Raw genomic sequence first — 13,262 nt, forward strand, 5'->3', positions numbered from 1 at the left:
TTGGTAGGGGTTCAGGGATCAACCATAGCGTTCAAGGAAGCCCGCAGGGGCGGGAAGACATTCAGTGATCAATTTCAACATCGCCCAATGGCGCGCCTGGGCCCCGGGCCTGGAAAGTGTGGACGACTGGCAGGCCTGGAGCCGCCAGCCCTGCGTGCCCGCGCCCAGCGATGCGGCTCCGGGATTCGCGTTGTTCAGGAGATAGATGTCCGACGCCGGATGTCTTGTCCCGCTTTTTGACTTAAGTTTGCAGACGATATGGTGGCTGTACGCGGGTGACCTTCGGGTCACCCGGTATGCCTGACGTTCCGGTCTTGCAGGCTCGCGTACAGCCGCCACCCTTTTGTTAGCTGAGATTTGGAAGACAATTCTCTTTCCCTTGCAGGACATTTCCTAGAAAATCCCAACCTCTTGCGGCTGCTATATCTCCCGACTAGTCTTGCCCTGTCATCGCAATTTCGATGACTGGACGTGCAAGTCCGACTGATATAGCGCTTCAGCGCCTGCCCTATCTCCTCTTCTCGCGACGTGTCTCAATTCGTCCGTAAAGTCGATCAATGGTGGCTGTGCGTGGGAGACCTTCGGGTCTGCCGAGTCCTATATCCTCGGTCTTGCACACCTGCGCACAGCTGCCACCCTTCTGCGTGCAAGCGATGGGTTGCAGTTCCAATTATTGATATAGGGACTCAACCATGAGCAAAACAACTCCCGCCCCACCTGTCCAGGATCCCAACGCTTTCCCTTCTGCCGACCGGTTCAAGGATCAGGCCGCCATCCAGCGTGCTCTTGATCACTATCTGCCCAGCCCAACATCTGCATCGCCGGGAGCTATCCGGCTGCCTAACACCAAATCCGGTCGAAGCCTGGAAGAATCCCTGGTTCACGTCTCCGAGTTGCTGACCTGCGCAGCGGCCACCGCCTACGAATCCGGCGATGGTCTCAGCGGCTCCAAGCGGGCGCTGGCGTTCTCGGCCATGCATCTGGTGGAAATGGCGAAAGCCGAGCTGGATCAGTCATTGGATAATCTGCCGCTGCACTAGACGGTTACACCCCTGTGGCGAGCGGGCTTGCCCGCTCGCCACAGGACCGCGCTCGGCTTCAGACCCCCTTAAGCCTGCGGCACCGCTCGACGCGTCAGCAACTCGATAAACGCCTTGGCCATCGGTGACTTCTGGTCCTTGCGCTGGACCAGCCACACCGCCGACACCGCATCCGGATCAAGCAACGGTCGATAGACCACGCCATCAATCCGAATCCTCTGATAAGACGCCGGCAACACCGACACCCCCAACCCCGCCGCCACCAAGCCGATAATGGTCATCGCCTCCCCCGCCTCCTGGGCAAAGTGCGGGCTGAATCCTGCCTGTCGCGCCAAGGTCAGCAACTGCGCATACAAACCACTGCCATAACTGCGCGGGAAAAACACAAAGGGCTCCAGCGCCAGCTCGGACAAATACATCCCGCCCTCGCTGCCGCCGGCCAAGGGATGCTTGGCACTGAGCACCGCCACCAGCGGCTCATGCATCAACTCCACGACACTCAAGGCCTCCGGCAACGCCAAGGGCCGCATCAAGCCCACCTCGATGGACTCGTCCATCAAACCATCGGCCACCGTCTTGCTGCTCATCTCCCGCAGGTTCAAATGCACCGCCGGAAATGCCTGGCGAAAGGCAAAGATTGCCTGGGGAATTGTCGAGTTGAACGGCGCCGATGAGGTAAACCCGATCTTCAGTTCCCCCAATTCCCCCAACTGCGCCCGCCGCGCCACATCCGCCGCCTTGTCCACCTGCGCCAGCACCAACCGCGCCTCTTGCAGAAACAGGCGACCCGCCTCACTCAACTCGACCCGACGATTGGTCCGGTCGAACAGCCGCGCCCCCAGCTCCTGCTCCAGTGCCTGGATCTGCTGGCTCAACGGCGGCTGGGAAATCCCCAGCACCTCGGCGGCGCGGCCAAAATGCAGTTCTTCGGCCACCGCGATGAAGTAGCGCAAATGCCGCAATTCCATGAACACCTCATCAAGTCGTAAAACCTATCAAACAGGTCGAACAATATATTGGAAAGAATAGTTAGCCAGCTATATGCTTTTTCCATTGCCTGACCGGCTGCTCCCCCCGAGGTCCCCCGTGAAAACTGCTGTTGCTCCCCTCGCCCACGAGATTCCCCCTACTGCGCTGGACGATGTGGTCGCCCAACTCAACGACACCTATATCGAAAAAGGCACCCCGGCGTTTATGCGCACGGTGCTGGCGCTGTTCTCCGGCGGCTTCGCGACCTTTGCCCTGTTGTACTGCGTACAGCCGATGATGCCGGTGCTGTCCAAGGAATACGGGATCAATGCCGCCCAGAGCAGCCTGATCCTCTCGGTGGCCACCGCCCTGCTCGCCATCGGCCTGCTGATCACCGGACCGATCTCCGACAGCCTCGGGCGCAAGCCGGTGATGGTGGTGGCGTTGTTCGGCGCGGCGCTGTTCACCATCCTCGGCGCGTTGATGCCCAACTGGCAGGGCGTGCTGGTGATGCGGGCCCTGGTGGGGCTTTCCCTCAGCGGCCTGGCGGCGGTGGGCATGACTTACCTGAGCGAGGAAATCCATCCCAGTCACATCGGCCTGGCAATGGGCTTGTATATCGGCGGCAACGCCATCGGCGGGATGAGCGGGCGCCTGATCACCGGCGTACTGATCGACTTTGTCAGCTGGCATATGGCGATGCTGGTGATCGGTGTCCTGGCGCTGATCGCGGCGACGGTGTTCTGGAAGATCCTGCCGCCGTCGCGCAACTTCCGCGCCAGCCAATTCAATACCCGCAGCCTGATCGACGGCTTCACCGTGCACTTTCGCGACGCCGGCCTGCCGTGGCTGTTCCTCGAAGGCTTCCTGCTGATGGGCAGCTTCGTCACCCTGTTCAACTACATCGGCTACCGTCTGCTGGCCGAACCCTACGGCATGAGCCAGGCATTCGTCGGCTTGCTGTCCATCGTCTACCTGTCGGGCATCTACAGCTCCGCGAAGATCGGCGCCCTGGCCGACAAGCTCGGCCGGCGCAAGGTGCTCTGGGGCATGATCCTGATGATGCTGGTGGGCATCGTCCTGACCCTGGTCACCCCACTGCCGGTGGTGGTATTCGGCATCCTGCTGTTCACCTTCGGTTTCTTCGGCGCGCACTCGGTGGCCAGTAGCTGGATCGGCCGTCGGGCGCTGAAGGCCAAGGGACAAGCCTCGTCGCTCTATCTGTTCTGCTACTACGTCGGCTCCAGCGTGGCCGGGACCCTGGGCGGGGTGTTCTGGCACTACGGCGGCTGGAACGGCATCGGCCTGTTTATCGGTGCACTGCTGGTGGTGGCCTTGCTGGTGGCGTTGAAGCTGGCACGGTTGCAGGCGTTGCCGGGTAATGCAACAGCCTAATCAGCACGCCACGCAACCTGCGCCACCAGCAGCTTGTCGCGCTTTTCCAGGCTCAACGACTGCAACACCGCGCCCGATTGCTCGGTCTGGTCCAGCCACTGCAGCAAGGCCAGTGCATTGCCACTGAGGGTGACCCGCAGTGACTGGCCATCCTGGTCCAGTTGCTGCAACTCCAGCCCTGCCGCCGCCACCGTTTCACTTAGCCGGTTCGACAGGGACCGCGATGGATTCGAGCGCTGAGCCGTCGGCTGGGCACGCTGAACTTCAGCGGCCAATAACAGACGTTGCTGGTACAGGCGCTCACCCCTTTCCAGACGCTGTTGCGCCGGTTGCCAGCCCCCACTGAACAAACTCACCACCGCCAGGAAAACCCCCAATCCAATCAGCATCCGTCGATCCCGAAGGCCGAGGCCCTGCCACCGTTGCATCAGCGCCGCCGGTACCGCCAATGACCTGATCATCCGTTCTTCTCCTCCAACATCAGCACCGCCTGCACTCGCTCACGGTCCTTGCTGGCGCTGCCCAGCCTGATCGGTAAACCGCTGCCCTGGCCGCGCTCGCGCAAGCGCTCAAGATCGGTGAAGCTGCCGGCCGTCAGCAACAACGTCCAGCCCGAGCCGGCCCGGTATTCGATACGCTGAACCTCAACGCTGCTGCCCCCGATCACCTGTTCGATCAGTTGCACCAGACGGCCCATCTGGCTGCCGGGCTGATCGGTCTGACCCTGCAAGGCCTTGAGCTGGGCCGCCAGATCGACAATCCGGGTTTGCTCGGGATAAAAACGCTGGAAGCGCTGCACACTCTGCTCGTACAACTGCCCCGCAGCGCTTTCCAGATAATGGGCACGGGCCAGGGTAAAACCCCAGGACACAGCGAACAGCGCCAACGCCGACAGCACCAGCGTGCCCAATGGCCAACGCGCCCGCACCTGACGAAACTCACCTTGCAGCAAGTCCAGCCCGCGCGAATGACCGGCCACCAGCAACGCCGCGATATCGACCTGCCGATCAGCGCCCATCCAGCACAACCCATCCGGCAATCGTGGTCTCAGTACCTCCAGATCCTCAGGCGACAGTGCAAGTCGGGCCTCGATAGCCCCACCCACCAACCAGCGTCCAGCCCACCAGACGCCATAGGCCTGATCATCCGGCAGCAAGTCGGCATCCACCTTGACGCTTTCCACTTGCAGCCCCGAATCCCGCAACAACGCCAGGATCGCCTTGAAGCGCTCCTTGTTGATCGCCAGCAGCGGGTAGCGTGAATCCTTGTCCGCCGCACCGACCGCAAGGTGCAATCCATCCAGCTCCTCGGCCAAGCGGTCCTCGACGGCGTAGGCCAACGCCTGAACCGTGGGCTTGCGTCGACCGGGCCAGGGCTCGCTACGCAAGCCGCTACAGATTTCCATGGGCAGGATCACCCGCACCGACTGCCCCGACAGAAACGTCGCCGCCTCCGCCAGGGTGACCACGCGGTACTCGCCGCCCGCCTGCCAATAGCCAACCGGCCAGCTGGCGTCACAGCCAGCCAGGCCTTCGGCCGTGAGATAAAGCCAATTGCTCATAACGGGGTTTCACCTTGAGTCGGGGCCAGGAAGCGGCGTTGCAGGACACGCAGGCGAAGGCTGTCGCGAGGCCGCTCCAGATCGCTGACCAGCCGCAGTCGCGCCGCGCCCGCGCCGACCTCGACCGTGACCCGGAACCAGCGGCTGTCGACACCCAGGCCATGACTGGCAATACCCAACCCATCCAGCCCCGGCGCACGGGTAAATTCATGGGCATCGGCATAACCTTGCGCCGGGCGCTGGGCGACAGCGTCCCGGGCACTGGCCGCCGTCATGCCTTCCAGCGTCGCCAGCAGCGTGGCCGAGGCGGTATTGATGTTCAGCGTGGCCTCGGGCGGCAGCAACGCGACGAAGGGTTGCAGGCGCTGCAAAAGATCCTGGTCGACGCCGGGCAACAGGCGCAACTGGCTGGTGTCGCTGACCTCGGTACCCCGTAGCGACGCCAGGTCGAATGCCGGGATCTCCAGCGCCAACAGCAACCTGGCCCAACGCTCCAGGCTGATTTCATCGGCCTTGCCGGGCAGGAGCAGGCGGGTCAGGTTGAACCGCCCGGCCAGGTCTTCGATCTCGATCCGCACCTCGACACCCGGCAGCTCGGACGGCAGCGATGGGCTCGCCCAGGGCTGGGCCAGATGGATGGTCTTCTCCTCAAGCCGATCAGGCTCCTGCAACAACTCCCGCGCCCAACTCTCCGCGGCAATCGCCCACTGACGCAGTTGCACCTGATGAATATGCTGCGCGCTGCTCTGCAGGGCCCGCGTATGACTGCGCAAGAGGCCACCGACCACGAACAGGGCCAGGGTCATGATCAGCAGCACACTGATCAGCGCCACGCCACGCTGGCCGGTGCGGTTCATGAGCCCTCCGGCAACAGGATGACGCGACGGATCTGTTCGAAGCGACCAACGGACAGGGTGATTTCCAACGCTCGCGGATGCACCGGGGAACGGCCCGGCGTCGACGCCCCCTCAGCGCGCCAACCGGCCTTGTCCACATACAGCCGCCACTGCAAGGCACGCACCTCCTTGAGCACCGGCAGCTTGTGAGTCTCGGGCAGATCAAGGCTACGGCGATAACGCCACAAGGTGCCCTCCTCCAGGCGATAGGCAATCTCCTGGCGCTCGCTGCGGGGCTCATCCAGCGGGTTGCGCGCATTGCCGCGCTGCAGGTTCAACTGTCCCCCGCCCAGTGTCACGGCCACGCCTTCTTTGGGGATAGTCGCCTGCATGACATCGCGCTCCAGCACCGCCATCGCCCGCTGCAGGCTGCGCAAGCCCTGCTCGTGCTCATTGACCCGGGCCTGGGTCAGCAGCACGCCTTCGTACAGGCGATAACTGGCCAGGCCGATCAGGCTGAAAATCGCCAGGGCAATCACCAGTTCGACCAGGGTAAAGCCGGCCTGTCTATTCATTCCGGGCCCGCAGCCAGGCATTGGCGTGGTGCAACGGCGGCCCGCCATTGCCCAGCCGCACGATAATCTCGACCTTGAGCAAGCGCGGGTCCGAGGTCGGCGTGACAATCTGCTCCAGGCGCCATTCGCGCTGGTCGAAGCGCAGGCTTTGCTGTTGTCGTCCCTTGGCCGGGGGCGCCTGCAGGCGCAGTTCATTCAACTGATTGTCCGCCAGCCAGGTGGCGAACAAACGCTCCTGCAAGGTGCCGCTCTGCTGCACCACGAACTGGCTGGCGGACAGCACGCTGGCCGCCAGCACGGCAAAGATCGCCAGGGCGATCATCACCTCCAGCAAGGTAAACCCCGACTCAGCTTTCATCGATGGCCGGATCACCGAGGCCGTCACCGGACACACTCAACCAGCGCCGCTGCGCGGACTCGTAATGCAGGGTGAAGGCACTCATTTCGTCGCTGCTCAGCACCAGCAATTGCGGCTGGTTCACCCGGTCGCCCAGTTTCAGCGGGCGGCCTTCCAACTCCAGGCGAAAATACAGGCCGTCGGGCAAGCGATAGGCCGCCCCCGCCGGGCGCCAGTCGGGCCGTTCGAAGACCATCACCTGATAACCCTCGGCACCGATCCGCAAGCCATATTCCTGGCTGTTGACCACCGCGTACTCACGCAACTGTTGCAGCAGGTGCACCAGGGCACCGGCCTCCTGGCGGGCCTGACGCACCGGGCTGGGGTTCATGCTCACGGCGATCATGCCGGCCAGCACGCCGATCACCACCATGGACACCAGCAACTCCAGCAGGGTGAAACCACGGGAACGTGTGGGCATGGATCAATCGCTCCAGTTGCCGATATCGGCGGCAAACTCTTCGCCGCCGGACACGCCGTCGGAGCCAAAGGAATACAGGTCATAACCCTTGGTCCGGGTGCCCGGGCTCAGGTATTGGTAAGGCGTGCCCCAGGGATCCACCGGCAGGCTTTTCAAGTAGCCCTGGGGGTTCCAGTTCCGCGGTTCAGGCACGCCCAGCGGCCGTTTGACCAGCGCCTCGAGGCCCTGTTGGGTCGAGGGGTACTGGAAATTGTCGAGGCGGTACATTTCCAGCGCGGTGCCGATGGCCTTGATATCGGCCCGGGCCGCGGTGACCTTGGCCTGGTCCGGACGGCTCATGAACTGCGGCAGCACCATCGCGCCGAGGACACCGATAATCACCACCACGACCATGATTTCGATCAGGGTGAAACCACCTTGTCGCTGTATTCCAGAGGTTTTCATAAGATCAGTTCACCAGTTGGTTGAGGCTAAGAATCGGCAACAGAATCGCCATGACGATCAACAGCACGATGACGCCCATCAGCACCAGCATCGCCGGCTCGAACAGGCTCACCACCAGGGCGATCCGCGCCGCGAGGGTTTTCTCCTGCTGTTCGGCGGCGCGGGCGAGCATGCGGTCGAGCTCGCCCGCGCGCTCGCCGCTGGCGATCATGTGCAGCATCAGCGGCGGGATATCGCCGCTGCGCTCCAGGCCACGGGTCAGGGTGCCGCCCTCGCGCACCGAGCGCGCGACCTCGCCCATGCGCACGCGAATCGGCAGGTTGCCGATCACCGCCGCGGCGATTTCCAGGGCATCCACCAGGGGCACGGCGCTCTTGCCGAGCAGCGCCAGGGTGCTGGCGAAACGGGACGCCTCCATCGCCTTGAGGACTCCGCCGATCAGCGGCGCCCGCAACAACCAGGCATGCCAGCGCCAGCGCACGGCGGGACGCGCCAGCGCCCAGCGCACCAGCAAGGCCAACGCCACCAGCCCGATCAGCAGCAGCCAGCCGTAACGCTGCAGGCCGCTGCTCAGGGCAATCAGGCCCTGGGTCAGCAGGGGCAGGGCCTGGCCATTGTTGATAAAAACCTTCACCACATCCGGTACCACATAGCCGAGCAATCCAGCGACGATGGCCAGAGAGGCAAACAGCAGGATCATCGGATAGACCAGCGCCATCTGGATCTTCTGCCGGGCCTGCTGGCGGGCCTCGGTGTACTCGGCCAGTTGTTCGAGCACCGGGCCCAGGTGTCCGGAGCGTTCGCCGGCGGCGATGCTCGCGCGGAACATGTCCGGGAACGCCTTGGGAAAGCCGGCAAGCGCCGAGGCCAGGTCATAACCCTCCATGACCCGGCTACGCAGCGCCGCCAGCAGGTTGCTGACCCGACGTTTTTCGCTCTGCGCCGCCACCGCCCGCAACGCCTCTTCCAGCGGCAGGCCGGCCTGGATCAGGGTCGAGAGTTGCAACGTCAGCAAGGCCAGTTCACTGGCTTTCAAGCCGGCCGAACGCTGGGCGCCGTTGCCCGCACCCGTCTGGCCGCGCGCGCTTTTCAGCTGCGTGGGCAACAGTCCGCGCTCACGCAGCAACTGGCGGGCATGGCGCGGGCTGTCGGCTTCCTGCTGACCGCGACAGCGCCGACCGTTGGCATCCTGGGCCTGGTAATCGAACGTCGGCATCCTCAGTCCTCCTGGGTCACGCGCAGCAGTTCATCGAGACTGGTGCTGCCTTCGAGAACCAGCCGCTGGCCATCCTGGAACAGGCTGCGCGAGGCCGTCCGGGCTTCACGGACCAGCTCGGGCTCACTGGCGCCGTTGTGGATAAGTACCGCCAGGGCCGGGGTGATGCCGATCAGTTCGTAAAGCCCGATACGACCGCGATAGCCTTGCTGGCAGTGCTCGCAGCCCGTGGCCCGGAACAGCCTCGGCGGATGGTTCGAGTCGACACCCAGGCGCCGGCAGGCGGCCGCATCCGCCGCATAGGCGCTCCGGCACTCGCGGCACAGGGTACGGACCAGGCGCTGGGCCAACACCCCGACCAGGGACGAGGCCAGCAGATAGGCATCCACGCCCATGTCCAGCAACCGCGTGACCGCGCCCACCGCGCTGTTGGTGTGCAGGGTCGACAGCACCAGGTGCCCGGTCAGCGAAGCCTGCACGGCGATCTCGGCGGTTTCGCGGTCGCGGATCTCACCGACCATGACCACATCCGGGTCCTGGCGCAGGATCGCCCGCAAGCCACGGGCAAAGGTCATCTCGACCTTGGGATTGACTGGCGTCTGGCCGATGCCCGGCAGGTGATACTCGATGGGGTCTTCGACGGTGAGGATATTGCGGGTCTGGTCGTTGAGGCTGCTCAGCGCCGCGTAGAGGCTGGTGGTCTTGCCCGAGCCGGTGGGGCCGGTGACCAGAAAGATGCCGTGGGGTTTGCCGAGAATATGCCGGAAGCGCTCCAGGGTCTGCGGCGGCATGCCCAGGCGTTGCAGGTCGAGACGTCCGGCCTGTTTGTCCAGCAGGCGCAGGACCACCCGTTCGCCATGGGCCGAGGGCAAAGTGGAAACCCGCACATCGACTTCGTGCCCGGCCAGCCGCAGGGCAATCCGTCCGTCCTGGGGCACGCGCTTCTCGGCGATATCCAGCCGGGCCATGACCTTGATCCGCGACACCAGCAGGTTGGCCAGCTCGCGCCTTGGCTTGAGCACTTCACGCAGTTGCCCGTCGATGCGCATGCGCACCGACAGGCTGTGCTCGAAGGTCTCCAGGTGTACATCCGAGGCTTTCTCGCGCACCGCTTCGCCGAGCAGCGCGTTGATCAGGCGGATGATCGGCGCGTCGCCTTCCTGCTCCAGCAGGTCGGCGGTCTGCGGCAGTTGCTCGGCCAGGCTCATCAGGTCGAGTTCATCGTCCAGGCCCTGGGCCACCTGCTGCGCGGCGCTATGGCCATCGCTGTAGGCCGCTGCAAGGCGGGCGGCGAATACCGGCTCGTCGAGCACTTGCAACGGCAGTACGCCGGCGATCAGGCGGCGGGCTTCGGACACGGCGGTCAACGGTGTGTCGGCACGAATCGACAGGCACGCGCCCGCGCCTTGCGGTTCCAGCAAGACCCCGTAGCGGCGGGCAAAGCCGAACGGCAGGCGCGGCTTCATGGTGCCCCGACCTTCTGCCGTCGCAGGTCTATCGCCGGCTCGCTGTCAGAACCATCGAACAGTTCCCGGGCCTCGCGCGGCAACAGCAGTGAGTTGCTCTTCCCATCGGCGGGTTGACTGAGCTGGCGCAAGCTGTTGTAGCGCTGCTCGCTGACTTCGGAGATATCCTCTTTGGAGCGGACGATGGTCGGCCGCAGGAATACCATCAGGTTGGTTTTTTCATGCTTTTCGCTGTTCCAGCGAAACAACGCCCCCAGGTAGGGGATATCCCGCAGCAGCGGCACACCGCTTTCCTGGACACGGACGCTGTCCTTGATCAGCCCGCCGATCACGATGATCTCGCCGTCATCGGCGAGGATGGTGCTTTTCAGGGTGCGTTTGTTGGTGATCAGGTCACCGGGAACCACCGTATTCGGGGCGAGTTCCGAGTTTTCCTGTTCGACCTGCAGACGCAGGGTCGACCCTTCGTTGATATGCGGGCGGACCTTCAGCTTGATCCCGATATCATGGCGCGTGACCGTGTTGAAGGGCCGCTCGGTATCCGTACCGGTCTGGTAGGAACCGCTCTGGAACGGCACGTTCTGACCCACCAGGATCTCCGCCTCCTGGTTGTCCAGGGTCAGCAGGCTGGGGGTGGACAGCACGTTGTTGTGGGTGTTGCTCGCCAGGGCGGACACCAGCATGCCGAAACGGTCATTACCGACGCGCAACACCGCACCGTCGGGCAACGTGGCATCGTTGCCACTGAGTTTCGGCAAGGTAATGCCGGCTCCGGCAAAGGTGACTCCACCCTGGGCACTACCGGCCTTGCCGCCCCACTGCACACCCAGGGCATCGTGGATATCCCCGGATATCTCGACAATCGCCGCATGGATCAACACCTGCGAGCGCGGCTGGTCGAGTTGCCGGACAATGTTTTCCAGGGTGCGGATCTGGCTCGGCTCGGCGATCAGCACCAGGGCGTTCTGGCTTTCATCGGCCTTGACCAGGGCCTTGGCGGCAGCCGCGTCCCGGCTGGCGGCAGCGCCGGCTTCCTGAGCAAGTCCCTGGCCCATGGCCTCGAGCACCTCGGCCAGCTGCTTGGCATCGCTGTGACGCAGACGGATCACCCGTGCATTGTCGGTAACGGCCGCCGACGGGGTATCGAGGGAGCGGGCCAGGTCAGCCAGACGCTTGCGTACGTCCTGGGTGCCGATGATCACCAAACGGTTGTTGCGCGAATCGGCGATGACCTGGCTCCCCGACTCAGCGCCTTGCCGCCCCAGGGATTGCTCCATCATCCGCGCCAGCTCATTCGCCAGCCCGTGACGCAACTGGATGACCTCATGGGCATTCTTCTGCCCGAGGTCCAACTGCCGGACGATCTTCGCGATACGCCGGACGTTGGCCGCGCTATCGGTGATGACCAGGGCATTGGCCGACGCCGACGGGCCGACATAACCGTTGACCGAGACCAGTGGCCGCACCAGCCCGGCGATATCCGCCGCGACGCTGCTGCCCAGCGCCACCACCTCGGTGACGAACTGGCCGCCTTGGGCGCTGGCACTGTCGGCACTGCTGGCGCGGGTGCGGGCATCGGCCACGGGGGCAATAAGAATGCGGTCGCCTTCGTCGATCACCGTGAAGTTATGCGCGTCGAGCACCGAATAGAACAACCGGCGTACCCCTTCACGGTCCAGGGCCTGCTCGGAGAGGACGGTGATCCGCCCCTGCACCCGGGGGTCAAGGACCACCGTGGTGCCGAGAATCGAGGACATTTCCCGCACCACGTCGCGCAACTCGGCATCGTTCATCGCCAGTTGCCATTGCGGCTCATCGGCCCGCAGACCCGACGCCAACAGCAGGCTGACGATCAGGCTCAAGAGCTTCAGGCCGTGCCGCCCGGATTCGAAGGATCTGTTCATTTACTCACTCTGACGCGGCGTGGCCGTCGGTCGCAGATAAAGGGAAGAAGTCGGGGCGACGGCGTCAGGAACGGGCCCCTTGAGCACCTGCAAGGTGGTACGGCCCGGCGGATCCAGGGCCAACAGCTCCTCGCGACCATTGCGCCAGAGCACCACCCGGCCGCTCTCGATCCGCCGCAGGACGCTGCCGCCCGGCAGGCTTTCCCCCACCCGGTAGATCCGCTGGCCCTCGGCCCCCGCCAGCAGCGCACGGGAGTCACCCGCGCTGGAAACAAAGCTGGCCCGCAACTTCAACGGCTCGGCACTGCGGGCCAAGGCCCCCTGGGCGGCCAGCCCCATCACCGTGGCAACGGCGGCATGATTGAGCGGCGCACGTTCGGCAGGCGCGGCTCGGTTGTTGGCCTGCTCGGTGGGTAACGTCGGCAATGTCTGACGGAAGACCCGCTCGCCCCACAACGACAGCGCGGCATAACCCAGCGGCAACGCACATAGCGCCAGGCTCAGGACACCCATTCGGTCCTTGAAGGTTCGCGCACTCACCACAGCATCCGCCTGAGTATTCGATGACCGGAAACTTCATGGCGGATAACCGCGCCAATATGCAAAACCACCAAGACCGCCAGAACAACGCAGGAAATATCGTGGATTTTTTTGAAAACAGCGATGAGCCCGACACTTTCAACCGGTGCGGGTATCAAGAAAAGATCAAATAGATTGATGGCCCGGTCCATCATCATGACTCCGGTTGCCAATACGATGGCGGTCACCAGATAAATAACTTTATGAACCCAAAAAGCCGTCCACTGCGCAAGTGTTCGGTCAGTCTGTCCTCTCGAAAAAAAAGAAAGAAAAACCCTGATAATAAAAAACGGAATAAACAGCGCCGTGAGAGACACATTAAAAGAACCTACGACCGCTTTAAGCGCCGGCGAAGTACTCAAAAAGGCCATATAAAAGCCACTGATCAGCGCCCATAAAATAACGACGGCTGACAACCAGTGAAGAAAAATTTGCGTTCTAGAGTAAAACAATTTCGCT

At 63.5% G+C, this 13,262-nt stretch carries 15 protein-coding genes and 1 pseudogene; 3 read left to right on the top strand and 13 right to left on the bottom strand.

Translation table 11 applies throughout. The annotated features are described in order from the left end of the window. Positions 1-64 precede the first annotated feature (64 nt). Positions 65-181, top strand: a pseudogene (locus HX830_RS17305) (beta-ketoacyl synthase chain length factor); the annotation flags it as partial. Positions 182-692: 511 nt separating this feature from the next. Further along, positions 693-1,040, top strand: a complete 348-nt coding sequence (locus tag HX830_RS32165) for a DUF6124 family protein (protein WP_247263110.1) — start codon at positions 693-695, stop codon at positions 1,038-1,040. A gap of 68 nt (positions 1,041-1,108) precedes the next feature. Here HX830_RS32165 and HX830_RS17315 read toward each other — a convergent pair whose 3' ends face one another. Continuing rightward, positions 1,109-2,008 carry a LysR family transcriptional regulator gene (locus tag HX830_RS17315; RefSeq protein WP_177101460.1) on the bottom strand — a complete coding sequence of 300 codons (900 nt, stop codon included), beginning with the start codon at positions 2,006-2,008 and terminating at the stop codon, positions 1,109-1,111. A 151-nt stretch (positions 2,009-2,159) separates the two neighbouring features. On the opposite strand from HX830_RS17315, the gene HX830_RS17320 reads away from it, so the two are divergent. Next, positions 2,160-3,404, top strand: coding sequence for an MFS transporter (locus tag HX830_RS17320; RefSeq protein WP_442757372.1), 1,245 nt, complete (start codon positions 2,160-2,162; stop codon positions 3,402-3,404). Here HX830_RS17320 and gspM read toward each other — a convergent pair. The 12 genes from gspM to HX830_RS17380 are packed head-to-tail and all read right to left on the bottom strand — an operon-like array spanning position 3,401 to position 13,255. Next, positions 3,401-3,865: a type II secretion system protein GspM gene (gspM, locus tag HX830_RS17325; RefSeq protein ID WP_177101473.1), complete on the bottom strand. Its 465-nt coding sequence runs from the start codon at positions 3,863-3,865 to the stop codon at positions 3,401-3,403. The genes HX830_RS17320 and gspM overlap by 4 nt on opposite strands. Then, complete coding sequence (gene gspL / locus HX830_RS17330) at positions 3,862-4,965, bottom strand: type II secretion system protein GspL (RefSeq protein WP_177101475.1); 1,104 nt, start codon at positions 4,963-4,965, stop codon at positions 3,862-3,864. The genes gspM and gspL overlap by 4 nt, the downstream gene beginning before the upstream one ends. After that, entirely contained in the window at positions 4,962-5,822 is an 861-nt protein-coding gene (locus HX830_RS17335) for a type II secretion system protein GspK (RefSeq protein WP_177101477.1), read from the bottom strand. The genes gspL and HX830_RS17335 overlap by 4 nt, the downstream gene beginning before the upstream one ends. Next, positions 5,819-6,376, bottom strand: a complete 558-nt coding sequence (gspJ, locus tag HX830_RS17340; RefSeq protein ID WP_103497990.1) for a type II secretion system minor pseudopilin GspJ — start codon at positions 6,374-6,376, stop codon at positions 5,819-5,821. The genes HX830_RS17335 and gspJ overlap by 4 nt, the downstream gene beginning before the upstream one ends. Next, positions 6,369-6,734 carry a type II secretion system minor pseudopilin GspI gene (gene gspI / locus HX830_RS17345; protein WP_103497989.1) on the bottom strand — a complete coding sequence of 122 codons (366 nt, stop codon included), beginning with the start codon at positions 6,732-6,734 and terminating at the stop codon, positions 6,369-6,371. The genes gspJ and gspI overlap by 8 nt, the downstream gene beginning before the upstream one ends. After that, positions 6,724-7,194 carry a type II secretion system minor pseudopilin GspH gene (gene gspH / locus HX830_RS17350; RefSeq protein WP_103497988.1) on the bottom strand — a complete coding sequence of 157 codons (471 nt, stop codon included), beginning with the start codon at positions 7,192-7,194 and terminating at the stop codon, positions 6,724-6,726. The genes gspI and gspH overlap by 11 nt, the downstream gene beginning before the upstream one ends. Positions 7,195-7,197: 3 nt before the next feature. Then, the gene (gspG, locus tag HX830_RS17355) at positions 7,198-7,638 is read right to left on the bottom strand and encodes a type II secretion system major pseudopilin GspG (protein ID WP_177101479.1); all 441 of its coding nucleotides are present in this window, start codon (positions 7,636-7,638) and stop codon (positions 7,198-7,200) included. A 4-nt stretch (positions 7,639-7,642) separates the two neighbouring features. After that, positions 7,643-8,854 carry a type II secretion system inner membrane protein GspF gene (gene gspF, locus HX830_RS17360; RefSeq protein ID WP_177101481.1) on the bottom strand — a complete coding sequence of 404 codons (1,212 nt, stop codon included), beginning with the start codon at positions 8,852-8,854 and terminating at the stop codon, positions 7,643-7,645. Between the two features lie 2 nt (positions 8,855-8,856). Further along, complete coding sequence (gspE, locus tag HX830_RS17365; protein ID WP_177101484.1) at positions 8,857-10,320, bottom strand: type II secretion system ATPase GspE; 1,464 nt, start codon at positions 10,318-10,320, stop codon at positions 8,857-8,859. After that, on the bottom strand, positions 10,317-12,224 hold the full coding sequence (gene gspD / locus HX830_RS17370) for a type II secretion system secretin GspD (protein WP_177101486.1): 1,908 nt from the start codon (positions 12,222-12,224) through the stop codon (positions 10,317-10,319). Before gspD ends, gspE begins: the two co-directional genes overlap by 4 nt. Beyond that, positions 12,225-12,764 carry a type II secretion system protein N gene (locus HX830_RS17375; protein WP_371317533.1) on the bottom strand — a complete coding sequence of 180 codons (540 nt, stop codon included), beginning with the start codon at positions 12,762-12,764 and terminating at the stop codon, positions 12,225-12,227. After that, on the bottom strand, positions 12,761-13,255 hold the full coding sequence (locus HX830_RS17380; protein WP_103497983.1) for a cytochrome b: 495 nt from the start codon (positions 13,253-13,255) through the stop codon (positions 12,761-12,763). Before HX830_RS17380 ends, HX830_RS17375 begins: the two co-directional genes overlap by 4 nt. Between the last annotated feature and the right edge of the window lie 7 nt (positions 13,256-13,262).

This window comes from Pseudomonas gingeri, from assembly GCF_013385425.1.
In the GTDB taxonomy this organism is placed as follows: Bacteria; Pseudomonadota; Gammaproteobacteria; order Pseudomonadales; family Pseudomonadaceae; genus Aquipseudomonas; species Aquipseudomonas gingeri_D.

Bases quoted from the DNA above. Each gene is read 5' to 3' on its own strand.
- HX830_RS32165 (WP_247263110.1), top strand. From the start codon at position 693: ATGAGCAAAACAACTCCCGCCCCACCTGTCCAGGATCCCAACGCTTTC.
- HX830_RS17315 (WP_177101460.1), bottom strand. From the start codon at position 2,008: ATGGAATTGCGGCATTTGCGCTACTTCATCGCGGTGGCCGAAGAACTG.
- gspM (WP_177101473.1), bottom strand. From the start codon at position 3,865: ATGATCAGGTCATTGGCGGTACCGGCGGCGCTGATGCAACGGTGGCAG.
- gspL (WP_177101475.1), bottom strand. From the start codon at position 4,965: ATGAGCAATTGGCTTTATCTCACGGCCGAAGGCCTGGCTGGCTGTGAC.
- HX830_RS17335 (WP_177101477.1), bottom strand. From the start codon at position 5,822: ATGAACCGCACCGGCCAGCGTGGCGTGGCGCTGATCAGTGTGCTGCTG.
- gspJ (WP_103497990.1), bottom strand. From the start codon at position 6,376: ATGAATAGACAGGCCGGCTTTACCCTGGTCGAACTGGTGATTGCCCTG.
- gspI (WP_103497989.1), bottom strand. From the start codon at position 6,734: ATGAAAGCTGAGTCGGGGTTTACCTTGCTGGAGGTGATGATCGCCCTG.
- gspH (WP_103497988.1), bottom strand. From the start codon at position 7,194: ATGCCCACACGTTCCCGTGGTTTCACCCTGCTGGAGTTGCTGGTGTCC.
- gspG (WP_177101479.1), bottom strand. From the start codon at position 7,638: ATGAAAACCTCTGGAATACAGCGACAAGGTGGTTTCACCCTGATCGAA.
- gspF (WP_177101481.1), bottom strand. From the start codon at position 8,854: ATGCCGACGTTCGATTACCAGGCCCAGGATGCCAACGGTCGGCGCTGT.
- gspE (WP_177101484.1), bottom strand. From the start codon at position 10,320: ATGAAGCCGCGCCTGCCGTTCGGCTTTGCCCGCCGCTACGGGGTCTTG.
- gspD (WP_177101486.1), bottom strand. From the start codon at position 12,224: ATGAACAGATCCTTCGAATCCGGGCGGCACGGCCTGAAGCTCTTGAGC.